The organism is Photobacterium nomapromontoriensis (assembly GCF_050336815.1).
In the GTDB taxonomy this organism is placed as follows: domain Bacteria; phylum Pseudomonadota; class Gammaproteobacteria; order Enterobacterales; family Vibrionaceae; genus Photobacterium; species Photobacterium nomapromontoriensis.
In genome coordinates this window covers 38,508-63,941 of sequence record NZ_JAKJSL010000040.1, presented here as the reverse complement: position 1 = coordinate 63,941, position 25,434 = coordinate 38,508, and the positions used below count along the sequence as shown (strand labels likewise).

Here is a 25,434-nt window from a genome sequence, read left to right as displayed (position 1 = left end):
TTAAAAAAATGTAACAGATGAGTAAGTGCTAATTACCCAAGAATATAAATACCACCGTAGTCATAAATAAGAATATCATTCGAAGATAAACGATATGAAATTAACGTTAAAAATAAAAATACAGATAGCCATTGCGGTGATTATCACAATTGTCAGTTCTGTCCAAGCATGGGTTTCTATTTCTCAACTAACGCAAGAAACCATCGCTAATCTCAACAATAAAATGCAAAGTACTGGGCTGGCTACTAGTCAAAATATCAGTGATTGGATCGCCATTCGCAGTGAGATGATGTTGGCTAACGAAATATTAATCGCTAACCAAGGCAATGTTGACCGCGAACTATCACTGACTAAGCGAGCAGGGCAGTTTCTGTCTGTCTATGCCGGTTTTGATAATGGCAATATAGCTTATGGCGATAAATCTGAAGACTGGCCAGCAGATTACGATCCTCGTACACGGCAGTGGTATCAGGATGCAATGAGCCAAGGAGGCTTAATCATAACTGAACCGTATCCTGACTTTGATGGCAGTATAGTCGTGAGTCTTGCCAAAGCATTCCAAGGTCAGCACCGTGGCGTGTTAGCTGCCGATATGAAAATTACGAGTATTATTGAACATGTACTCAATTTAAAACTAGAAAATAATGGCTTCGCCATTTTGCTTGATGGCAATAACAATATCGTGGCTTATCAAGATGAATCACTTAGTCACAAGCCGTTAACTGAACTTGATAACGAACTGACACCATTACTTATTAATAAAATTGAATCACAACAGTCAATTCATACATTCCTGATGGACAGTAGTGGTCGTAAGCAATTGATTTATGCTACACCCGTTGAGGGAACTGGGTGGACTTTGGCATTAGTTGAAGATCAATCTTTAGCATATGCTGGCATTAGTGATCAAAGAACCTTCATTATTATGGTCTCTTTATCTCTTTATGCAGCCATAGCTATCATTGCCACACTTATCATTAACAGTCTTCTTCGTCCTCTAGTTAGATTAAACCATGCGGTCGAGCAGTTGGCGAAGGGCAACGGTGACCTTACCCAACGTATTGAAATCGAGAGGATGGATGAGATCGGTGAATTAGCGGGTAATATGAACCATTTCCTTGACTATTTACAGGTGATGATCAAAGACATTGTCAAACAATCGAATACCCTTGGTGATCTTGCTGAAACATCAGTCAAGAATAATGAACTTGCGACGTTAAAAGTGGTTGATCAGCAAAATGACATAAACCAGATCGCCACAGCGATCCATGAGATGTCTGCGACATCAACAGAAGTTGCTATCCACGCTGAAATGACAGCGGCTGCTGTTCAGGCTGCATCGACATCATGCAAAGAAGGGCAAGGTGTCATTGAAAAAAATCGTGGGGCGATAACGACACTGGCTAATCAGGTTCATGATGCCGCTAATCTTATCCATGAATTAGAAAATAATGCACAGGACATTAATCAGATATTATCTACTATCCAAGGCATTGCAGAGCAAACTAATCTACTGGCACTTAATGCCGCTATCGAGGCTGCACGTGCAGGTGAGCAAGGCCGCGGTTTTGCTGTTGTCGCTGACGAAGTTAGGGTGCTGAGTCAACGCACGCATGACTCAACGGTAGAAATTCGAGATATGATCGAAAACTTACAGCAAAATACACGCCAGGCAGTAAATAGCATGCAGGCCAGTACCGTACTAGCAGGGCAGAGTGTCGGATTTGCGGAAGATGCCAGTGAGAGCCTCAACCAGATTACTACTGCTATTACTGAGATATCTGACATGTCTATCCAAATAGCCAGTGCAGCCGAAGAGCAGCGAGCGGTTAGCGAAGATATAAGCCACAATACTCAGTCAATTAAGGATGTTTCTGATCATCTAGCTATACAGATTGAGGAGGCAACTCAAGATGCTAAGGAAATGCATCGTTCATCTACGGTCATGAATACCGAGGTATTGCAGTTTAAGGTCTAAATTGAAATATTTTAATTATTGATTAAGTTTATTAATTATCAGTATTATTATTTAATGAACTTACAAATCAATATTAAACGGAAAAAGCTCACAAAACAAATAACTCCATTAGTTAGTAATTTAATTATAGCCTTGCTTTTTTTATTGTACGGTTAATTCTAATGATGGTTTATTTGTGAGTGAATAATATTGTTTTAAAAAATTACTTTTGTATGCTTTAAAATTAGTTATTGGAATTAAAATGCGAATAAAACTATTATCTGTTTCTATCTTACTTGCCGCGTCAGGCTCTTTGTTTGCAGCAGAAAAATATGATCCAAGTAAAAGCTACGCTACTGCAGAGACCGTAGAATTTAGCGGTAGCATCTATGAAGCACAGTGGTGGGCAAATCCAAATCAATCACCAGCGGGAGTTACACAAAATTCATGGGAATCACCGTGGGTATTTGTGTCTAAATTAGAGTCAGAAACTGCACCGAGTATTGATCTTCCTGCTCCCCCTGTCTCTGAACCAACACCCAATATGACAGAAACTAATAAAGCTCACTATGTGCAAATTATGAACGAAATGTCGTTGAAAATGGTTCAGCGAGTAAAAGAACTAAGAGAATTTGCTAAAAATTCGGATTTCTACTTTTTCAAAGAAGGTAAGAAATTTATTGAAATTAATGGTATTCATTATGAGATTGATGAACAGCATGGTACGCCGATCATCCCTCTTCGTAACTGGGCCGACGATAGTGCAACACGTAACCTATTTAGTTTCTTTGATCAAAATTGGGAGTTTTCTTGGTACGAAGGGGGGGCCACTGTTGTTAATAAAGAGTGGGGTAATTATGACTGGGGTAACGGTTGTGTCATTGAGTATCTGCCAAATGGCCACCTTGATAACGATTTTATTTTAAATGAAGCATTAACTTGCTTTGATGGCTCGGATACGAATACACCAACGGATGCGAGTTATTTCGCACCCTATAAGTTTGGAGTCAATGCTGAATACGCAAATCTGGTATCAATCGAGCAGTTAGGTGACAAACTAATTGTCGCGCATTCGCCAACAACAGAAAATATGTCGTATGATTCGCCAATGGTCGGTATCTACGATTCTAAAACTAACACGACGACTAAAATTTTCGGTATTAGTAAGGATCAAGCCTACAAGGGGCTAGATGATTTGCGTAGCTACCAGGCTCAGCTGTTTGTTTCAGCTATTGGTGCACATGATCGTATAGATATATTTAATGGTGAAACTAACCAGTATCAGTATTCTTTTTCTGTTCAGCATAACGGTAGTGGTAGCATAGCCGTTAATGGCCAATACATTTTAGTTGCAGATGCTGATAAAATTGCGGTCTATCACAATGAAGCAGCGCAACTGGGCGAAACTAAATCGATTCAACCTTTTGCTTACTTAGCTTATGCACATGGTCGTCCATCTACTCTTGAGTTCGTTGGTTCTAAATTGCTTGCTGGTGGTTCACAAGGCTCTGCGGTTTATGATCTAGCCACACTGTCGCAAGATATGACACTCCAACCAATGGTGAAAGATCTTAGCGCATTTGAATCTATGGATGCGAACGACAAATACATCTTCGTAAAAGAAAATAATGGTCAATATGTTGAATCGACTACTCGATTTGCAATGTATGATATTGAACAGTTTATTGCTAATGATTACCAGTTCAAAGATGCTGACAAAGCTATTTACTTGATTGATGATTTTTGGGTCAATGGTACGGATTTGCTTATTCGAGATGATGAAATAGTCTCTTTGCGTAACTCTATTATTGAGAGTGTTCAGTTTGACAAACTGGATACGCTGGACTTTGCGCCAAATGCGTATGTGCCAACTGCTCAGTTAGAATTTGATGCGCTACCAGAAGGCACAAGTGTACATAAGGTGTTGCAAGACGGGTTAAGCGAAGGTCTTTGGTCACTTGCTGCGAATACGGGATCAATGGTGAATGTACGCTTGGTTGACCGTAATACTGTTGAAATTACTAACTTTACAGAAGTGGATATTCAGAACGTGGATCTGGATATTAAAGCGCACAATCAGCATCGCTGGGTTCGACTGGCAAACTTGAATAAGCTTCCAGCATACACACGTATTACTATGCCTATTTTAGCGCTGAATGCAGATAAAAGCTTTAATACAACAGATGGTAGCGGTGTATATAACTATGCGGGTATGCTGAGCTCGCTTGACGGTGTGGGGAATACCTATGGTCACTACGGTACACAGCATTTGTTTGACTCACGTTTTTCAACTGAGACAAAACACCCGTTACTTGATAAGTTAAAGAAAATTTCAGTTACATGGGATATCGAATTTACTGATCGGTTACTGACTAATCCAACAGCAGAAGTGCCATGGGATTCGAAAAGTGCTAAGCGACATATTGAATTGCTATCAAATGTTGCCTATATCATTTCTAGTGATAGTTTTAAAAATAAACTAATGAATTATAAGGAAACTTATGGTCATGATCTGTATCTTTATGGCACAGTATTTAGCACAAAATCCCAGTACGCAAGTTTGCTCGATATTACGTTAAATTCGAATGCTTTTACTAACTATCGTAAAACAGCGGGTTTCCAAGATACATTTAGCTTAGGCCGTAATGCTGGAACCGTTTTTGGTTTATCAGATAAAGAACTCGATAAAGTTGAACACGGTGACATGTATGACTTCGCGTTGTATCTCGGTGAGCAAATCGGCAATAATTGGTATGACGGTTGCCCTCCTGTACCTTGTAACTGGACAGAAAAACACTTTGCTAAGCTTTTCATTGATGTCTATAACGAGCTGACTAAAGCGGGTGAACTTCCATACTAAGGAATAGTCATCGTTAATGAGTGATGCAAATAGTTCCACAGGATTAATTTTTCAGTCTTAGATAAATGATTCGTTGAACAATCATAACAAGATGTTGAAAACCGAGTGTATTCTATATGCTCGGTTTTTATCTCTTTACATAAGTATCACGTCATGCAAAAAATTCATCGCTGATAGATGGTGGTTATTGTTAACAGAATGTTCTATTTTTAGGTTCAATAATTTAACTTATATGCCAAATAACATGTTTTGATAGTTTTATCTATTAGAAAGCATATATAAATTTAATGTATTTTTTATTCTTCACATTTACTTCACGTTGTATTCTTTATGATGAACATTCTTAAGTGTAATAGTATGAAGTTAGAGATAATGAGTCAAAGTCTTTACTTTGGGTATGATGCATGATTTATGATTATCTGTATAAAGTACAATGTAATATATTAATCAATATAAAATGAAAAGTTCAGATACAGATTGTGTATATCGACGTTTTACAAAAGCCATTGAGAAGAGTGGGTACCTATCCCTGCGATCAATTGTAGAGTCATCTTATGCTTACCCTCGTCGTTTTAATATAGAACCAAGACGTCAATATTCGATAAAAAAAGACATACCCAAAGAAGAGATTATCCTTACACCGCAACAGCAGGCTTTTCTGTTATCTCGAAAGGCAAGGAAAACAAGGAATTGTCCTATTAATCGTGAAACAATTCGGGAAAAATTCATTACAGAAGCTGATAAGATTGTTAAGAACAAGAATAAAGAATAACCATGTTATTTGTTTTATCGTTATTATTTATAAATAGAATATATTGAGACTTTATTGATGCTAAAGAAAAAAGGATTTACCTTAATTGAACTTGTTATGGTAATTGTAATATTAGGTATATTAGCAGTTACAGTAGCTCCAAAATTTATGGGTGTTCAAAATGATGCTCGACTCGCTGTGTTCAGGTCAGAAGCGGCGGGAATGAAAAATGCTCTAGATATTGTTCACACAAAGGCCATAATTGGACCCGTTATTGATGGAAAGTTGGATATTAACGGTCAATTAATTTCTATTAATCCTGATACTATGTATCCAGATTTTACAAACGAAGATGATATGTCAGTAAAAGAAAAGATAGCCGCATTTATTGATATAGATTTGTCACATTTTGATGTTTCTGTAGTCAACGATGGGTTTATGCTATTTCCATCTACCTTTAAAGCTAAAATTGATCGAGAATGTTTAATTGATTACAGTTCAAGTAGATTAATTGTGAAGGATAGTGGTTGTGTGTAACCACTGTGGTATATAAAAGAATATGAGTAGATGTATTAAGTTGTTAATGGCTTATTGGTGAGTATCTTATGCATCAAAAACATATCATGATATGATTTATTTTTGATAAAGCAAAAGGATCTAAATCTATATGTAAGATTATTCTTACATAAAATTAATTCATTGAAATATAAGTATTTTATTTGATATTTGGCTGTTTATGCGTTCTTGGAATTATGTCCAATTAGTTATACACTAATCGATAATTTTTGCGAGCGATATCACGGAAGTTTGTGTGCTGAAACGAATTCTTAGTTTAGTCTTTAGTGTCATGGTTTATCCCGCGTTATCTGCTGATTATTTGACAGATGATGAGCGCTTGTATCTTAAAAAAAATCCAATGTTAACGGTGGGTGCGTTAAAGGAAGCATGGTTACCATATTGGGGAGGAGAAGGGGCACCCTATTCAGGGATCAGCCATGACTACGCATTAGGGTTAAGTCGTGAACTTGGTACAGAGTTAAAGTATAAGTTTTATTCAACGCTTAATGAGCTTCACGGAGGTGTGCGTAAAGGTGATGTTGACGCGATCATTGGGCTTGGTGAGTCTACCGAACGTAAGCAGAGCTTTTTACTTACGGATACCATTTATGAAAGTAAGCGCGTTATTTGGCTAAGTGATAAATCATTAGCAGATAAACCTCATGATAATTTACGCTGGGTCTGTGTAAAGGGTTCATCCTATTGTGATCTGGTTGAAAATAAAGGCTATAAGTCGTTATCTATTGTGAACACGCCTGAGGCTGCACAGGAAATGGTAATGCAAGGATTAGCCGATGCGACAGTACTTAATTACACTACATTGCTAATGTCTTTAGGAAAAGAACATTTATTTAATGGAAAAATAGTGTTTGATAAAAGTATCGAGAATCAAGACTATCGTATTTTAATGCCTAAAAATAAAGTTGTTTTATGGGATATATTTAACAAGGTGATTGCTGCTGAAAAAATAGGTCTAACGGAACACCCAATAAACTCACACAATGTGTATTCATTAGTTGAAGCGGCAAATTATAATTTTCCAACAAGAGATAAAGAACAAAATCTTGTTCGCTATACCATAGAGGATGATTTATTTCCTTTATCTTATTACGATATGGTAGATGGCGAATTGAAAGGCTTTGTTCATGATTTGATGGAAATGATAGACTCAAGAACAGTCCTTGATATTAAGTATGTTCCTACAAATGGACGGGATCCACGGCAAATGCTTAAAGATGGTGCTGTTGATATTTTGCCGTTTCAGAATGTGTTAGATGTGGATGAGCGTGATTTCTTGATTACTGATAAATATTCAGAAATAGAATTCATGCATTTGAAAACAAAAAAAGAAATGAATAAACGGCAGCTTGGCATTCTCGATCGCATGGGTAATTTATATCGTTTTATTCAGCTTGGTGTGACTTTCGACTCCGTTAAGATATATAGTCATTTCGATGATTTGCTCGCAGATCTGGAGGCGGGAAAGATATCAGAGATGGTCATTAATAAAGATCTGATTGATCAGACGTTATTTATTCATTTTACAGATAATTATGAAGTTATCAAGCCTAATACTTCTGCAATACTTAAACTTGATATTGGCATGAGAGTGCTGAGTGAAAATATTATTCTTCACGATTTAATTAATAAAGTGTTAGATACCATTGGGTCTCATGAAATTGATCGACTTAAGTCTATGCACAACCGGATTACAGTCAATTACGGCATTGATAAAAGTGAGGTGCTTTCAATCAGTATTGTTGTGTTGATTGGATTTTCTCTCATATTACTGCCACTGATTATTTCTTACCGAAAAGTGAAAAAGGCCCAGCAAGAAGCCTTAAGTGCAATGGCATTAAGAAATCATTTTCTGGCCGTCGTGAGTCATGAATTACGCAATCCATTGGCTGCGATGTTGGGACTGATGGAGATTTTATCTAAGAAAATAACAAATGAAGACAGTCAGTTATTACTAAAAAGTGCAATAAACTCAGCAGATAGCCTTAAGCACCATGTGAATAATATTCTCGATTTTTCAAAAATTGAGGCGGAGCAGCTACACCTTGATGTACGTCGGTATAGCTTGATTGACGAACTCTCTCCATTACTGCGTAACTTTGAGGCAAACGCAACCTTAAAGGGACTTGACTTTGTTCTTGATTGGGAACCAACCCCCATTGTTTATGCACATATTGATGCAATGAGATTGAATCAAATCGTGACAAACTTATTGTCAAATGCCGTGAAGTTTACCGATAAAGGTAAAGTATCGGTAAATGTGTTTGTTACTGAGAATCAATTGCTGATTGAAGTCATGGATACAGGCTGCGGTATGACTCCAGAGCAGAAGGAAAGTATCTATTCGCCATTTATACAAGCGGATGCCAGCATAGCAAGACGGTATGGGGGGACAGGGCTAGGCATGTCGATAGTCCAGAGCTTGATCCATTTGATGGGTGGTGAAATTTATGTCGACAGTGAATTGAATAAAGGAACATGTGTGACGGTTTCTTTGCCTGTCAAAGGTGAAGCCTTGGTGTTGGAACCAGGAAAAAATTTTTTGTATAGCAATGATGAGCGCGCAGAATCGTGGTTAAGCTGCTGGGGGATAATGTGTGGAACTCAGTCACAGGGTGAACAATGTATTCGGTATGATGAGCAAACCATCAACTTTTATCCTGATCTCTTGTTTGGAAAATGGCAGATGCTTGATGAGGCTGCCGAAGATACAGAGCACAAGAGTCGCCATCGGCGCTTAGTTGGGCATGTGCTGGTGGCTGATGACGATCCCATTAACCGTTTGCTGATTAAACGGCAATTAAGTGAAATAGGTGTGACATCAACGTTAGTGGCTGATGGTCAGGAAGCATTGAAAGAGCTTGAACGTGATGGTGATAAATATGCCTTACTGATCACCGATTGCCATATGCCTAATATGGATGGGTATGCGTTAACAGGCCAGTTAAAACGTCATTTTTGGCAAAATAAGCCAGTGATTGGTTGTACAGCAGAAGATTCTCGCATAGCCTTTTCTAAAGCTGAAATGGCAGGTATGGATACGATTATTTTTAAACCATACAACTTAGATATGCTGTATCAGGTACTCAGTCAGTATTTAGTTAATCATTGCGAGTTCTCTCCTCTGTTGAATTCGTCAACCTGGCTTGAGCAGTACATGTCGGATGAAAAAGAAGAGGTTGCCACGGTGGTAGCATCTGCACTGGCGTCTGATATTAACTGTTTGATAAGTATGCCCTCAGACCATAAGTCTATAGCTCATCGCGTAAAAGGGTCTGCAGGTGTTTTGGGTTTGACGCATCTTATTTCATTAGCGGTCGCATTAGAGAAAGCAGATAGTGATGCAGATGTTGCTAAGCATAAGCAACAATTGATCAACGAGATGAATATAGTGGTTGCTCAAGCTAACAGCTGGCTGCAATTAAATAGTTTGGACTAATTAATGAAAATTCTACTGATTGAAGATGACTCTATTCAGATGGTCAGTCTTAAAATCAAGATCAAACGCTTAGGTTTTGAGGATATTCTTGTTGCCAGTAACGGTATTGAGGCGTTAGAGCTTATCAAGAAAAACAATGTTGATTTGGTTTTTTGTGATCTTCAGCTTCCTCAAATGGACGGAGTGAGCTTTCTTGCTCAGGTGGCTGAATATAACTGTGATTTAAGTATCGTTATTCTGAGTGGTGCGGATGAGGCGGTATTGACGTTGATCTATAACATGTGCAGCCTTGCTAATTTTAGATTTGTTGATGTGATCAAAAAGCCTTATCAGCAGGAAGACCTTGAGCAGGTATTCGAAAAGCTGACGTTAGCCACTGAACCCAAAGAGAGTCAGCTAGATACGCTTGAATTAACCGTGGATGAATTGAAAGCAGGCTTTGAATACGGCCTATTTACCAATCACTATCAGCCACAATTCCATTTTGAATCGGGAGAAATGGTAGGGGTTGAGGCATTGGTTCGTTTTGAGCATCCACTATACGGTATTATCGGGCCGCTTCATTTTTTAGATACTATTGAGTATTTAGGGATGAGCAAGCAACTTTTTGATACTGTACTTGAAAATGCCATTTCAGCTATATCTAAGTTGCAGATTGAGTTGCAGCTTTCGGTTAATATATCGAAAAGTAATCTTGAATTTGCTATCTGTGATACTGTGATCGAGGTATGTGAAAAGTATCAATTTCCTATCCACAAGTTGACATTAGAATTGACAGAACATGATGTCTATAATGGCACTATCCATTCATTGGCTAATCTCGCGCGGTTAAGGATGCATGGTGTTGGCTTATCGATTGATGATTTTGGGACAGGTTACTCATCATTGGCTCAATTGGTTCAGCTACCTTATACCGAATTAAAGATTGATAAGTCGTTTATTCATGATCTAGCTACGAACTATCGACATCAACAGGTAACTAAATCAAGCTTAATATTGGCACATTCATTAGGTCTTAATTGTGTGGTCGAAGGGGTAGAAGATAAGGCAACCTGGGAGTACATTCGTCACCTTGGTGGCGATATTTGTCAGGGGTACTTTACCGGTAAACCAATGACAGCAGAGGCATTGTCTGAACAATATTACCAAAATTGTCATTCTAAAATTAAAGATAGCCACTTATTTCATGGCCTACATTGTTTAATTCTGGATAATGAAACCTTAAGTAGTAAGGCACTAAAAAAGCAGCTACTTAAAAACTATAATGTATTTAGTGTGAAGTCTAAGAAAATCACTGGATTGAGTGTAGATGTGATTAACGATTATCAGATAAATACAATAATCATTAATCAGGATTTCCTTACACAGGGAACCATTGATTTATGTTTAAAAGCTATTGAGCTGGGTTTCTGTGGCAAGTTTATATTTCTGTCTGAGTTCATAACGCGATGCCCAGATATAGTCGTTAGTCAGTTAACAAACTATAAGTGGGTTGTCAAAACAAAAACGCTGCACGATACCGTCAATAAAGTAGTGAATGCCGCTATTGAAAATGAAAATAAATATGAGATCGATAGTAAAGTGCAAGAATGCCTATCTGAGAGAGAATTATTTGTTGCAGGCTGCCTAATTAAAGGCCTGTCGAATAAACAGATTGCAAATGAACTTGATATCAGTCAGAAAACAGTGAGTACTTATAAAACACGTGTTTTAAAAAAATGTGGCGTGAAATCGATTATAGAGCTGCTTCAATTTAACAGAGTAGATTCATAGAAAATGAACAAAAATAACTTGATGGAACTTAAGGTCCTGATTGCTGATGATGCCCCAATCATCTTGTCTAGCCTTCGAGGTATGCTGATTAAGTTAGGCTTTTTGGATCACAATATCTTTCATACAAAAAGTGCTAGAGCCTGCTTGTTTATGGCCTCTCGTGAGAAGTTTGATGTGATCATTTGTGACTATAATTTCGGAAAAGGTCTTAACGGAAAGCAAGTTTTTGAAGAATTTAAGCACTATAATTTGTTGAAAGATGATGCAGTCTTTATTGTGATCACGGCAGAAAGTTCATCATTGATCGTCCGCTCTATTCTAGAACTAATGCCGGATGAATACATATTAAAGCCAATAAATATTATCCAGTTGCAGCAGAGGCTTGCACTCTCTCTTCATCGAAAGAAGGTTCTGCTCTCACTGTATGTTGCCGAAAAGTCACAAGAGTATAAACAGGGCGTTGTGGCGTGTGATGAGCTAGCCCCTTTTTTCCCTGAATACTATCTCACCATTCAGAAGTTCAAAGGCACTTTTTTAAGACGTTTAAAGCTATATAATGAAGCTAAGGACGTGTATGAGAAAACACTTGAAACGAAGTCAGTTGATTGGGCCAAAATTGGTTTAGCAAACGTATTTATGCATACTGGCAATAAGGTCGAGGCGTTCAATGTCCTTAATGAGTTACTAGCAAAATCACCTAATAACATCAATGCGAGGGTAGAGGCTGCAAACCTGAGTATAATGAATAAGGATATACCGCAAGCCATTATACATTTAAAAGCGGCGAATAAGCTGGTACCAGAGCATTCTGAACGTGAGCTCGTGATTTCAAACCTCTGCGTTTCAGTTGGGGACTATACCTGTGCGCTAGAGCGATATCGGGTATACATGGAGATCAATAAAGAAACTTACCGAAATAATATCTTTTCTCGGTTTAACCTGACCCGCTTGCTGCTCTATACTGCACGGAATAAGGATGGGATAGAAAGAGAACGATTGCTTCATGAAGCACGGTTCATGATCAAAGATTGTTTTGCAGAAGATCAAAAAGAGAAATTTAAGCCTCAGATTGAACTCTTGGTTGCTCATCTTTCAATGGAAGATAAGAAGTTTGTGGAAGCGATCGAAATTCTCAACGCATTGTACAAAACAAAGCCGTTTGTGCATTTTTATGACCGTTTTCATTTTTGTTGGCTACTGAATGTTATGTCTTATGATGCTGAATTCTCAAAGAGCATTCGCTGGTGTAATGAGTCCCTGGTTGCGAATGAAGCAGAGATTATTATGTCGAGTAAGATAGAGATGGCGAAAGCGCTGAATAATACGAATATTGAGAAGCAGAAATGGCTGGAAAATATGTATCGCTCTATTCATCGACAGAAAGATAACATCCAAGCAATGCTTAACATTTATATCGTTATTATTCGGCGCTGTCCGACATTGCGGGCTGTGGCTTTAAAAATAGTGATGATTCTGTCTCGGAGTCTTCCTAATGGCATGCCTTTAGATCACACGCGGCAATTGTTAGATCATTGCGATAAGATGATCAGGCAGTTGATGACAGATAAAGAGCAGGATGACATTAATTATGAGCGGATTTATGAGCGAGCCGTTCACATGGTCGATACTGATTTGCAATTAATGAAGAGTTAAGTTGTAGAGCAAATAAAAAAAGAGCACCTTTCGGTGCTCTTTCTAAAATCTGTACGTAAGGCGTTTAAAAATTAAACACGCTCAACGTTAGCAGCTTGAGGACCTTTCTGACCTTGTTCGATGTCGAAAGATACTTTTTGGCCTTCAGCTAGAGATTTGAAGCCGTCACCAGCGATAGCACGGAAGTGAACGAATACGTCAGCGCCGCCGTTGTCTTGAGTGATGAAGCCGAAGCCTTTCTCGTCGTTGAACCACTTAACGATACCAGTTGCTTTAGACATGAGATGTCTCCTGAATAAAAAAATATAAATCACGCATTATCGCGTACTTAAGCCAACATAATGTATTACTTATGGACAAAAGGACTTTGAGATCTTCAGGACAGTCGCTGGGTGAAGCGGTGGAACGAAGTTTTCTATTTCAATTTGTGGCATAAATAGGTCTGCATTACAGGCCGAGCAACATTAGGCCACATGAATGGGTGGGAGGCAAGTAAATAGTGTTGCATTTAGTTGTTTAGCCGCTGAATTGTGACAGAGATAACAAGGAGAAGAGGTTATTAGTGTGAAAATACAACTTCTTACGCTGAGTGATTTGTCAATAACGATTGGTTGAGTATGGTGTGATATCGCATCAAAAAGTAAAAAAGGGCCTCAAAAAGCCCTTTTACTTGGAATCTAAAACGGAAGGAATTAGATTTTTTCTACATTCGCCGCTTGAAGGCCTTTTGGACCTTGCTCTGTTTCATAGCTGACTTTTTGACCTTCACCGAGTGTTTTGAAGCCATCGCCAGTAATTGCGCGGAAATGAACGAAAACGTCAGCACCGCCGTTGTCTTGAGTAATAAAGCCGAAACCTTTTTCTTCATTGAACCACTTAACGGTACCTGTTGCTTTAGACATGTTGTCTCCTGAATAACTTACATCTGTACATATGCCAATACTATTTAACTGCATGATGGTAACGATTGAATCCCTTTGCTCCAGTGTAACTTGTTAAAAGTATTGCTAGATGAAGCGATTCTGCATGAAACAATTCTTACGTATTGTTGCTTTTGCATGTTGCCCTTGCATGTTGTTGCGTACTGCCAAACATTATTGCTCTATTCAAGAGTAGGCACCCTGATACCAATTGCAAATACATTTATGATAAAAATGTGGAGTTATTCACATGAATAAGGAGAATTGATTCATTATGAAGGAAATGAGTGATGTCTAAACCTCAAATATTGTTGCAATAATTATTGCAATTTCAGTGAGTTGTGATCTCTATGCTGCCGATGTCAGTGACAGGAGTGCTGCTATGGTGGCAGACGTTATACTCATAAGCATTATTTTTTTTCAATAATCGTTTTTGGGGTAAATTCTGCAATATATCAAAGTAATGAGCGATCTTATTTGATTGGTTGAAATGTGACTTGAGTAGCAACAATAGTTTCTGTTATAACGGGGGGAAGTTAGGTTTTGTAGATTCATAAAAGGACAAATAATGAACACTATCCTAGAGCTAGTTCGTCAAACTCGCCGTAAGAACAAGCTTAAGCGTGAGATCCTGGATAACGATCGTAAAATCCGTGATAACCGTAAGCGTGTAGAATTGTTGGAAAACCTACTTGATTACATCAAGGCAGACATGAGTCACGATCAGATCGTAGAAATCGTTGAAAACATGAAAGGCGATTACGAAGACCGTGTTGATGATCATATCATTATCAGTGCAGAGCTTTCTAAAGAGCGTCGTGAAGTAAGCAAGAACGTAAAAGATCTGAAGAAAGCGGAAATCGCTTCTCACCACTAATACGCTATTTGTTGAATTTAAAAGCCCGATTTTTATCGGGCTTTTTTTTGCCTGTTATTTACTATGATTGATATCAGTCAATGGCTTTTGCCAGAAACTGAAGCGTTACAGAATGCAGATGAACAGATATCAGTATTTGGGCATTAAAAAGGGGGATTGATTGCTTAAACGACTTAGCTGGATAGTATGCTTTGTTCCCATGTCGGCATGGGCTGTAGAACCAGAAAGCGAGCAAGAGAGTAAACCTGCAGGCTCTATCTCTGTGTATGATTTACGAAAGCTACGAGATGGTGAAGAACAATGGGGCATTGCGGCTGTTATTCGTCAAGCATCAATCCCTTACGCAACGGAAAATGTGGTGGAAGATAGTTCGGTAACCACTTTTGTTCCTATGATGTTTTACCAAGGAAATCGTCTGTTTCTGAATGGGACGGAAGGTGGCTTGAATCTTTATCGGCGGGATAAATGGGAAGTGAATGCGTTACTGCGAATGCACTTTATCGATATTCCATCATCATTTCAAAATCAGATTGGGGGCGATACGGCGGACTATGGTCTGCAGTATAAATATCGGTGGGATCAAGACTATTACTCTGACATTGAACTCCTGTTTGATGTTGATGGACGAGCCAGTTCACAGATCTCTCTGGCGGGAGAGTTTCATTATGATAGTTGGCGATTGCGTCCCGAGTTGTCACTGATCTGGAAGAGCCGTGAATACAATAGTTATTATTATGGCCTGACGGTTGAATCGATAGATGCAGGGGTTGATGCAAAACTGGGTGTCGGAGCCAGTTATCATGTTGCATCAAACCTTTATCTGCTTGGTGGGGCATATGCCCGTCGGTTTGATGCTAATGTTCGCGATTCGGCTATTGTCAGTGATGGCTGGCAGGGTGAAGCTTATCTTGGCTTTGGCTTTTTTAATGATGCCAGTCAACCTAAAAAACAGAGCATCAGTAATCAACCGTATTTACGAATTGCTCATGGTTGGGCAACACCATCAAATATTGGTGAAATATTTAGTGGTAACACGTTGAAAGATGAATTTAATAACCAACTGACATCACTCTTCTACGGGCACCCGTTAACGGATGAATTATTTGGTCTACCGCTGGATATTTATTTAACCCCAGGCTTTGTCTGGCATTGGCATTCTGACGTCCAGAGTAGTTCACAAGAGTACGTCATGGCTATCAAGGCCTACTATACATTCAACTGGCCAGTAGCGTGGCGCTTCGGTATGGCTGAAGGGTTGTCTTATATCAATCGTATTTCGTATATTGAACAATCGGAAATGGATCGTAAAGGTTACGAGCCGAGTAAGCTACTCAACTATTTGGGTTTTTCGTTCGATGTGAATCTGGGGGATATCTTTAACCAGCACTCAATGGATGGGGTGTGGCTAGGTTATAGCCTGCATCACCGATCAGCGATTTTTGAAAGCGCTTCACAGTTTGGCCGGATAAAAGGTGGCAGTAACTACAACACTGTGTATGTTCAGTTTGATTTTTAACCTCAAATCAAAATGAAAAAAAACTATCGATGAGTGCAAATAGCAACGCATCGATAGGGTATGATAAAAACGCGTGGAAGTTTCAGCTGACTTAAACGGGCGTTTTAAACGGTAAGTTGAGTTAGCTCGGCCTTAGCGTTAGCGAGTGCGGTTTGGGCATATTCTTCACCCATGTTAAGTGCTTCGCTATAAATAACGTCTACATCTGTCATGCCGATAAAGCCAAGAATAGTCTTCAGATAAGGCACCATAGTGTCTGTGGCTGCATCTTTATGGATACCCCCACGAGTAGTCACGATAATGACCTTTTTACCCGTTAGCATGCCAACAGGGCCGTTTTCGGTATAACTAAATGTCACGCCAGCACGAGCAATGAGATCGAACCAGTTTTTTAGCTGAGTTGGAATCGTGAAGTTATACATTGGTGCACCGATAATAATCGTGTCACTGATGTTGATCTCTTCAATGAGCTGGTTTGACAAGGCCAGCGCTGCGTCTTGTTTGGGGTTCAGTTGATCGCCACCACGTAACCCTCCTGCTATTTCGCCATCAAGGACTGGAAGTGGGTGAGCCGCGAGATCACGCTCAATAATAGCACTGCCTTCAAGAGAATCGACCAAGTGGTCAATAAGGCCATTGGATTGTGAATAGTCACCAAGAATGCTTGATTTTAAAACAAGTACGTTAGCCATAAGTTGTTCCTTTTTCATGTAATGCTGTAGGGTTTGATTGAAACTATACGGTGATCAGAAATCGTAAGATAGCGGAATTTTTCGTGCTTATTGTTCGAAAAATTCGAACATCTGTAAGTTTCTGTAAATATTATTTTTTATGTTTTAATTACACTGGTTTTTTTGGATATTGCAGGATATTGAATGTAAATGAACAATATTATTAAACATCTTAGGCGGGGAGAGTGGATTGTGGGAATTTTAGGCAAAAAATAGCCCGAAACGACTCCTGTTTCGGGCTTAGGGGAATGGCTCGTGAGAGCCTTGCGCTAACTGGTTAGTAAATGGAGATCAATTACACTATCAATGGTAGTTCAACCGATACGATTTGCCAGTTTTGACGCGAAGAATGTTATTCAACTCTGGTACTTAACAAAATAATCATGTCACTTAGATAATTCTGTGGAAATTAATTATCGTTGCCTGTACCACTGTTAGGTTTTAGATGTCGAACAGGTTGGTATCGCGAACCAGCTCACGCGGTAAACCATTTTTAATCCGGTTACCTACCCATTTCCCGATACCGATTGGGTAATCACGGTAGGTTACAATGACTTCCCCTTGGCCTGATAGGTTTTCAGGACGAATGTCTCGCCCCATAAACCATTCTTTAGCGTGTTCTGAGCTTAACGCGACCGCTGTGGATTCATTGCCTGTTGCGAGCGTCATGATAGCTTCATGTTGCCAACGGTAGCCTTTTTTATGTTGTTCGGCCAGCTTAATGCCGATCCGCTGGAAACGAATCTCTTTGAGCAGGTTGCGTAATTGTGAAGGGAAGAGCCACACTTCTTTATCACGTAGCCAAATATCACTGCTAGCCGGAATGCTTAGATTCAGATTTGCTGCAAATTGTGCGGTGATCGCTTCGCGGTCTTTATCACTAGCTAGGGTAAATGGGAATTTCCCCATCCGTTTTTTGACCTCGGGGGATTCTACAGATGCCAATTTACGAATACGGGCAACAAAGAAGCCTTCACTATCATAAATTTGTGGGTAGACGTGCAAGAAGCCTTCTTCCGTTAAGGCCTTGTCGGCACCATCAAATAAATCTGCAAGAGATTTAAATTCAACGGCTTCGCCGAAGGTCTCTTTAAGGTGTTGGCAAACCTTCTGGTTTTCACTGAGGTTCAAGGTACAAGTTGAGTACACCATAATGCCACCAGGTTTTAATGCCTGAAAACCACTGATAATCAGATCACGTTGTACGGCTGCAATCTCTTCAACTGAGACCAGACTCCAGTTTGCCATGGCATCATCATCTTTACGGATCGCACCTTCACCTGAACACGGTGCGTCAAGTAGAATCGAGTCAAAAGATTCGGGTGCCCACCCACCAAACACACACCCATCAAAATGGGTGAGGGCGGCGTTATATACACCGCAGCGTTGTAAGTTAGCGTGCAATACTTTAATGCGGCTGGCAGCGAGTTCGTTGGCAACAAGTGCACCACGGTTTTCCATCGCACTGGCAATTTGCGTGGTTTTAGAACCTGGCGCAGAGGCCATATCAAGTACACAGTCTAATGCATCATTGTCTTTGAGTAGAGCGGTAACAGGCATCATTGAGCTGGCTTCTTGGATATAGAATAGCCCCGCCATATGCTCTGCGGTGTTGCCTAATGACACACTATCTTCATCTTCACGCTCAATCCAAAAGCCAGTATCGCACCAAGGTACTGGCGTCAGTGTCCAGTCTTTATCTGCCACGCGAGCAAGGAAATCTGTCACGCTGATTTTTAGCGTATTGACACGGATACTACGACGCAGTGGCGTTTTACAGATAGCAATAAACTCGTCCATGCTAAGGTGCTCAGGCATGATCTGACGGATCTGTTCAATGAAAGCGTCTGGAATATGAATATTAGGATGCAAGGGTATGTCTCAATTATCTAGCGTGGGACGGGAGTCTATCATTTGTCAGGGTAATTTGTCAGCGGTGGGATAATAAAGAAGGAGCGCAATGCGCCCCTTTCTATGGTTAAACCTAAAACCTAAGATCCATATTAAAATCGAAGGTTAAGTTATCCCCTTAATGTTGGGGAATCGCCGTCCGCCATGCTTTCCATTCAGGCTGACTGGTTTGATGTAGCAGGTAATGGGCATCCGTTTTAGCCTTGGCAGCTAACGGTTGAGTTTCAGGTGTCGCAAAGGCAATGCCACCACGAAGCAGGCTATCAACCGTACCACTTTGCACCGAGGCCCCTGTGAGCCCAAGTGTGACATCAATACCTGATTCGTTCCAAAATACAGTATCAGTCCGCACTAGGTGGCTATACTCACTTTCAACTTGGGCTTTAATAATAACGCGATCAGCTAGCTCTCCCAGATTGACACTGACTACCTGACCCACTTGAATATCCCGGTATAATAATGGGGTACCGGCGGAGATAGAGTCACGGTTTTCACTTTCTAATATGATGGTTAACCCTGCGTTGACTAATTCTGCACTGCCAAGATCAAAGGTTTGCTGATAATTGCCATCACCAGGCGTAACGGCAATATAGCTGCTTAGTAAGGAGTCAAGGTTTTTGGCCCCCATCAGGCTGATCTTTGGCGTTACCACCCAGAAATAGCTGCCTTTTTTAGCGAGCAGTGCAGCATACTTAGGGAAAAGACGAGCGCTAATGACGACGCTTTCACTGTTAAAGTCAGGCGTAATATCAATAATTTTACCGACATTCACTCCGTGATAACGAATGTCACTGTTTACCGTGATTGACTTCGCTTCTTTGGCATTCAGTGAAACCAGTAAACCAAAGTCTTTGGCTTCTTTGAAGCTCGGGTACAGTTTGTATCGATTGCCAGATCGGCTCGTTACGCCTTTCATGTTGTCAAATGCAATGCCGCCTTTGATTAACGTCGTTAACGGATCCGCTTTTACTTTCACGCCAGTTAATCCCGCTTCGACTTCGATCCCTGACCGGTTCCAGAATACCGTGTCAGGCGTGATCAGATGACGGTATTGGTTATCGATTTTAAGCGAAACAGTGACACCGTCACGTGATAATGCATAGTCTCTAATTTCGCCGACAGGGATATTACGGTAAAGCACTGGGCTGCCTGCTGTGATAGGGGGTAACTCATTGGCAAAAAGTGACACAGTGGTGTAACCGTGTGTTTTTTCAGCTGCAAGATTTGCCTGTTGCAGGCTCTTATACAGTGGATACCGGGTTAGTATTTTGCTTTTACCACTGCTGGAAAAACTGATGCTCTGGCTGATGAGCTGATCGGCTGGTGGAACGGACACATCAAGTCCTTTGGTACTGAGGTTTGCCTGAATGCCGCCTGCAATATAAAAACGGCTGCCAGAGCGCACCAGTTTGGTATATTCAGGGCGTACGATAACATCGAAACGTACATTATTGCCATCAAGCTTAACCGATTTTACTCGGCCAACATTAATGCCTAAGTGCTTGAGCTTTGTACCGCGTTTTATGCCATAGCTTTCATCTGCATAGAGTGAAAATGTAGCGACGCCTGGTTGTTGTTCTTGTAGCTCGTCTTGGCTGATTGCTTTGAATTGGCGGGTCGCTTCACCGTGTCCAGGGATCAGCGTCAAAAAGTTTCCACGGATTAGGTTACCGATATTTTTGACGCCATTGAGTGACAGTTCAGCCTCTTCTAATATCAATCGCGATCCCGTTGTAAGCAGATCACTCATGCTTGGCTCAATGGCCGCATGCGCGATGATTTTCTGTCGTGTTTTATCAAAACGAAGATCAGAAATCTGCCCAATCTGCAGTCCACGATAAACAATGGGGGCGCCACTGGCACTGATGTTATTGCCTTCAGGGAGATCAATTGTAATGGCAATGCCTCGTCCTGCTGTATTGAGGTCAGGATACAGGCGGTATAAATGACTTGGCTCGATGGCTTGTCCATTATCCGGTGAATCAAAGGCAATCGCACCACTGATCATCGCGGATAAACTTTCAAATTGGACGTCAACACCGTTAAAGCCGATGTTGGCACTCATGCCGCTAACGTTCCAGAAGCGGCTTTTATTTGTGACAAGGTCACCATATTGCGGTTTGATCAGCACATCAATGACCACCTGTTTTTTATCGTTGCTCAGGGTGTAATTGAATACTTCGCCAACTGGGATCTTTTTATACAGTACTTGTGAGCCAATATTGATTGAACCGAGATTTGGTGCGCGAAGTTGAATTTTCAATCCGGCACCGATAGGGGTATCTGCGGGTTGTGAATCGAGCGCAGTAAAGGTATTGGTGAATTTTCCTCTTCCGGGTTGTAAGGCAATATAGTTACCGGAAACGAGGGCATCAAGGCCGGAAATACCCGTGATTGACGCTTTTGGCTTAACCAGCCAGAAACGGGTACCTTGCTTGAGCGTTTTTACCGCTTCGGGATAAATGTCAGCTTCCACATAGATACTTTGCAGATCGGGGGATAGGTTGACATCACGCACAATACCCACTTCAAGGCCTTGATAGCGGATTGTGGTACGTCCTGCCACTAAGCCAGCAGCATCATTGAAGTGAATTTTGATCCGTTCCCCCGCTTCATTGACGGCTTTGTAGACAAGCCATCCTGCCAGTAATAATGCAAGTACAGGCAAGATCCACAGTGGTGAAATCCCGCGATCACGCTTTATGTTCACTGGTTCGGGTTGTTGGTTGTTGAGTCCGTTGTTCATAGTTGTCCCATATCAGACGAGAATCTAAGCTTTCGGCGGCAAGCATTGTTAATACCACTACCACGCCAAAGGCAATGGCACCGGGGCCGGGAGTAAAGTCAAGCAGCTGATCACGGTCGATCAGTGCTACCATGAGGGATATCACAAATAAATCCATCATTGACCATTTACCGATCCATTGGATGAAGCGGTATAGCTTCATTCGCTGGAGATGGTTGACACTGCGTTTGAACTGAATAGTGAGTAGAATAAGCGCAAGACCAAGAATTTTAGCGACAGGTACGACGATACTAGCGACGAAGATCAGGATGGCAATGCCTGTCATGTTCGTTTTAACCAGTAGCGCCACACCAGAGAAAATTGTGTCTTCAGCCCGTTTCCCGTTATTAAGAAATATCGAAATAGGGTAAAGGTTTGCCGGAAAGATAAAGACAGTTGCAGCAATAAGGTAGGCCCATGTTTTTTGGATAGAGTGGGGCAGCCTTTTGTGCAGCTCACAACCGCAGCGAACACAGTGGTCATTGTTACCTTGTGTCATATGGCAACTGTGGCAATGCAGTACGAGTTCGTCGCATTTGTGTTCAGTTTCTGGCTGCCACGCTTCCCAGTAACGACTAATGCTGATTCTAGATAGCAAGAGGACCATTAAAATGTGCAAGATGATCAGGCAGTACAGTCCCGGGCCAACGAAGATATCCGCATAATCTTGAACTTTGAAACAAGAAATCCCTAAACTGACAAGAAACACATCGAACATCGCCCAGTTTTTGAGGTGCTCAATGATCCACATTGAGTATTTGAACAGATTAAAACGGCGGAGTTTCAGTCCTGCTTGTGCCGTAAGCACAGAACCACAGACCAATAATGGTGCAATGGAACTGCAAAAGAGGATCAGTAATGCGACTGCGGGAAAGCTTGGGGCTAATGTTAATGTGCCAGACGTTAACGTGGCAGGGATCATTACACCAAATAGTCTAATCGTGATCAGAGGAAATAGATGTACAGGAACGATCAGGATGACACAGGCAAGCGCTATTGCGAACTCTGCACTAAAGCTAGACGCCCCCCCGCGATATAATCGCGAGTTACAGCGTGGGCAATACGCACTTTGCCCTTTTTCGGCGACCTGAAGTAATAAAGGTAGATCGCATTCAGGGCATAGTCTCGCTGTGGTCATTAAGGTGTAATCCTTTATCAAACAATTTATTGTTACTTTACGGGTTCAGCGACATATTTTATTGGTTAAATTGTTATAAATATTAATGCTGATAGTGGCGATAAATTGCGCTAAGTAATTCTAAATGAACGCCATATTATTATTTTAGCCCCGCTCTGGCTACTGATACTTGAGCATTATGATCAGTATTCATCGGCTCAGCAGACTGAATCGCACCATAAAGTGTTTGATAAAGGCCGGCGATATTGACCAGCTCATGGTGTGTGCCACTCTGGCTAACCTGACCATCCTCGAGTACGTAGATAATATCTGCTTGTTTCACTGCTGATAACCGGTGAGCCACAATTAATGTTGTCCGATGCGCTAAAAATTGGTTCAGTGCAATATGTAGTGCGGCTTCCGTGGCCGTATCTAATGCAGATGTAGCTTCATCTAAAATGACAAATTCAGGGTTAGACAGGACCATACGAGCAATTGCGAGTCGTTGTCGCTGCCCCCCAGATAGTTTGATCCCCTGACGTCCGATTTCAGTATCTAACCCTTCCGTTAGACGTTGCGTCACATCTGTCATTTGAGCGATTTCAAGGGCATGCCAGAGCTGCTCATCGGTATAATCAGCGCCTAATGTCAAATTATGCCGTAGCGTATCATTAAACAGAACCGGATGTTGTAGTACGACCGCCATTTTGTCACGCAGTGCCTCATAGCTGACTTCTTCAATAGGGTAGCCATTCACCAGAATGTCGCCGGAATCCTTTTGGTAAATGCCCAGTAAAAGTTGGATAAGCGTTGATTTTCCACCGCCTGAAGCCCCCACTAATGCGACACGTTTTCCTGCTGGGATGGCCAGATTTAAACCCCGGAGGACATCTTTATCTTCATCATAAGCGAACCGAATGTTATGCAGGTTGATATCAATGGAATGATGATGGGCAAAGGGGTCGACTATCTGTTCCGGGCGAACTTCTTCTTCAATGATAAGCAGGCCATTTAGTCGTTGCATGGCTGCAGATGCACTATACCAGGCGAATTGGATGCCTAATAGCTCCTGAACGGGTCCAAGCATGAACCACAAGTAACCAAATACCGCAAACATCTGGCCAATGGAAAGATCAGTGAATAAGACCATGATCATAGCCATTGCACGGAATAGCTCAAAACCAACGAGGAAAAGAAGGAACGATATGCGTCCGGCAGCTTCAGATTGCCACGTATATTTAGCCGCATCATGGCGAATGTCATCAGCGTTTGACTTGAGTTGGGTCAGAAATTCGCGTTCGCGATTTGCAGCGCGAAGTTGGTATATACCATCAAGCGTCTCCACCAAACGTTGCTGGAATCGTTCGAATGCCAGATTCTCTTTTTTCTTTAGTGATTTAACACGGTTTCCCATTAGTTTGGAGGCATAAACAACCAGCGGGTTCACCAATAGAATAAATAGCCCGAGTTGCCAGTTGAGCCATAGCAATATGATGGCAGTGCCAATAACAGTAAGCAGGCCAATTAAAAATCGGCTTAGAGTATCTCCTACAAATTTATCGATGGTTTCGACATCCGTCACAAGGTGAGAGGTAATACCACCACTGCCACGTTCTTCATATTGCCGCATGCTGATGCGACCTAATTTATCAATCAGGTGTTGGCGGATATGGAATGTGATGTCTTTAGCGACAAGGGTAAATTGGCGACTTTGCAGAATATTTAGCGCTTGGCTACTAATGCGCATTATCACTACAAAAAAGAGGACTAAAAGAATATAAGCCGTGGGTTGTTGCCAGGATGTTGGTAAAAAATGATTGAGAAATGCAATACCACCAGCAGGTTTATCCAATAAAATCTCATCAACCATCAAGGGCATGAGTAGCGGAATAGGAACACTGATCAACGTCGCAATCAGCGCGATGATATTGGCTGTAACGAGACGAGGGCGATGATGTTTTGCTTGCTTTATAAGCCAATACCAGTTAATCATTCTGTCGTGATTGCCTCTTAAAATGATAATGATTCCCATTATGAGGAGCGATTGACACGTTAGCGGCTATATAAGGAGTCAGCCATGGAAAATAGCTCAGTAAGCTACAATACACTCATCAAGCAAGCGATTGCGCTGATCGATGGAGAAACAGATCTCATCGCTAATATGTCTAATATTAGTGCGTTACTGGCAATGGAGTTAGAAGATATTAATTGGGTTGGTTTTTATCTGCTTAAAGGCGATCAGTTAGTGCTTGGTCCTTTCCAAGGGAAGCCCGCTTGTGTGCGTATTCCCGTCGGAAAGGGGGTCTGTGGTACTGCGATTGCCACTAATACGGTACAACGAGTAGCCGATGTTCATCAGTTTGATGGGCATATCGCATGTGATGCAGTTAGCAACTCAGAGATTGTTATTCCAATTTCTATTAAGGGTGAACGCTATGGTGTACTGGACATTGATAGCCCAATTCTGTCAAGATTTAACCAATCCGATGAGGATGGCTTAGTATCTTTAGTTGATGAACTACAAAAAAGGCTCTAATTGTATGCTTTCGGTGGTTTTTCAGCGTTAGG

16 protein-coding genes are annotated in these 25,434 nt (G+C 41.0%); 9 read left to right on the top strand and 7 right to left on the bottom strand.

Annotated elements, in window-relative coordinates:
* Positions 1 to 94 precede the first annotated feature (94 nt).
* The 6 genes from L4D12_RS17330 (at position 95) to L4D12_RS17305 (ending at position 13,009) form a co-directional block, all read left to right on the top strand.
* The gene (locus tag L4D12_RS17330; RefSeq protein ID WP_428449087.1) at positions 95 to 1,978 is read left to right on the top strand and encodes a methyl-accepting chemotaxis protein; all 1,884 of its coding nucleotides are present in this window, start codon (positions 95 to 97) and stop codon (positions 1,976 to 1,978) included.
* 241 nt (positions 1,979 to 2,219) lie between these two features.
* The gene (locus tag L4D12_RS17325) at positions 2,220 to 4,817 is read left to right on the top strand and encodes a hypothetical protein (RefSeq protein WP_428449086.1); all 2,598 of its coding nucleotides are present in this window, start codon (positions 2,220 to 2,222) and stop codon (positions 4,815 to 4,817) included.
* A gap of 829 nt (positions 4,818 to 5,646) precedes the next feature.
* Complete coding sequence (locus tag L4D12_RS17320) at positions 5,647 to 6,105, top strand: type II secretion system protein (protein WP_428449085.1); 459 nt, start codon at positions 5,647 to 5,649, stop codon at positions 6,103 to 6,105.
* Between the two features lie 274 nt (positions 6,106 to 6,379).
* On the top strand, positions 6,380 to 9,583 hold the full coding sequence (locus L4D12_RS17315) for an ATP-binding protein (RefSeq protein WP_428449084.1): 3,204 nt from the start codon (positions 6,380 to 6,382) through the stop codon (positions 9,581 to 9,583).
* 3 nt (positions 9,584 to 9,586) lie between these two features.
* The gene (locus tag L4D12_RS17310; protein WP_428449083.1) at positions 9,587 to 11,356 is read left to right on the top strand and encodes an EAL domain-containing protein; all 1,770 of its coding nucleotides are present in this window, start codon (positions 9,587 to 9,589) and stop codon (positions 11,354 to 11,356) included.
* Positions 11,357 to 11,359: 3 nt separating this feature from the next.
* Positions 11,360 to 13,009 carry a response regulator gene (locus L4D12_RS17305; RefSeq protein ID WP_428449082.1) on the top strand — a complete coding sequence of 550 codons (1,650 nt, stop codon included), beginning with the start codon at positions 11,360 to 11,362 and terminating at the stop codon, positions 13,007 to 13,009.
* A 71-nt stretch (positions 13,010 to 13,080) separates the two neighbouring features.
* On the opposite strand, the gene cspE (L4D12_RS17300) is transcribed toward L4D12_RS17305, so the two are convergent.
* Both cspE (L4D12_RS17300) and cspE (L4D12_RS17295) read right to left on the bottom strand, forming a co-directional pair.
* On the bottom strand, positions 13,081 to 13,290 hold the full coding sequence (gene cspE / locus L4D12_RS17300) for a transcription antiterminator/RNA stability regulator CspE (RefSeq protein WP_428449081.1): 210 nt from the start codon (positions 13,288 to 13,290) through the stop codon (positions 13,081 to 13,083).
* Between the two features lie 411 nt (positions 13,291 to 13,701).
* A complete protein-coding gene (cspE, locus tag L4D12_RS17295; RefSeq protein WP_428449080.1) occupies positions 13,702 to 13,911 on the bottom strand; it encodes a transcription antiterminator/RNA stability regulator CspE in 210 nt (69 codons plus the stop codon).
* A 586-nt stretch (positions 13,912 to 14,497) separates the two neighbouring features.
* Here cspE (L4D12_RS17295) and L4D12_RS17290 point away from each other — a divergent pair.
* The gene (locus L4D12_RS17290; RefSeq protein ID WP_428449079.1) at positions 14,498 to 14,806 is read left to right on the top strand and encodes a DUF496 family protein; all 309 of its coding nucleotides are present in this window, start codon (positions 14,498 to 14,500) and stop codon (positions 14,804 to 14,806) included.
* Between the two features lie 160 nt (positions 14,807 to 14,966).
* Positions 14,967 to 16,322 (top strand): MipA/OmpV family protein, encoded by a 1,356-nt coding sequence (locus L4D12_RS17285; RefSeq protein ID WP_428449078.1) that lies wholly within the window; start codon positions 14,967 to 14,969, stop codon positions 16,320 to 16,322.
* A gap of 104 nt (positions 16,323 to 16,426) precedes the next feature.
* On the opposite strand, the gene L4D12_RS17280 is transcribed toward L4D12_RS17285, so the two are convergent.
* The 5 genes from L4D12_RS17280 to L4D12_RS17260 all read right to left on the bottom strand — a co-directional run bounded on the left by L4D12_RS17280 (position 16,427) and on the right by L4D12_RS17260 (position 24,859).
* Positions 16,427 to 17,014, bottom strand: coding sequence for an FMN-dependent NADH-azoreductase (locus tag L4D12_RS17280; protein ID WP_428449077.1), 588 nt, complete (start codon positions 17,012 to 17,014; stop codon positions 16,427 to 16,429).
* 480 nt (positions 17,015 to 17,494) lie between these two features.
* The gene (gene rsmF / locus L4D12_RS17275; RefSeq protein WP_428449076.1) at positions 17,495 to 18,925 is read right to left on the bottom strand and encodes a 16S rRNA (cytosine(1407)-C(5))-methyltransferase RsmF; all 1,431 of its coding nucleotides are present in this window, start codon (positions 18,923 to 18,925) and stop codon (positions 17,495 to 17,497) included.
* Positions 18,926 to 19,082: 157 nt separating this feature from the next.
* Entirely contained in the window at positions 19,083 to 21,710 is a 2,628-nt protein-coding gene (locus tag L4D12_RS17270; RefSeq protein WP_428449075.1) for an MlaD family protein, read from the bottom strand.
* Positions 21,658 to 22,887: a PqiA/YebS family transporter subunit gene (locus L4D12_RS17265; protein ID WP_428449074.1), complete on the bottom strand. Its 1,230-nt coding sequence runs from the start codon at positions 22,885 to 22,887 to the stop codon at positions 21,658 to 21,660. The genes L4D12_RS17270 and L4D12_RS17265 overlap by 53 nt, the downstream gene beginning before the upstream one ends.
* A gap of 139 nt (positions 22,888 to 23,026) precedes the next feature.
* Entirely contained in the window at positions 23,027 to 24,859 is a 1,833-nt protein-coding gene (locus L4D12_RS17260) for an ABC transporter ATP-binding protein (RefSeq protein WP_428449073.1), read from the bottom strand.
* Between the two features lie 84 nt (positions 24,860 to 24,943).
* Between L4D12_RS17260 and L4D12_RS17255 the strand changes: the two genes are divergently transcribed.
* Positions 24,944 to 25,402, top strand: coding sequence for a GAF domain-containing protein (locus L4D12_RS17255; protein WP_428449072.1), 459 nt, complete (start codon positions 24,944 to 24,946; stop codon positions 25,400 to 25,402).
* Positions 25,403 to 25,434: the final 32 nt, after the last annotated feature.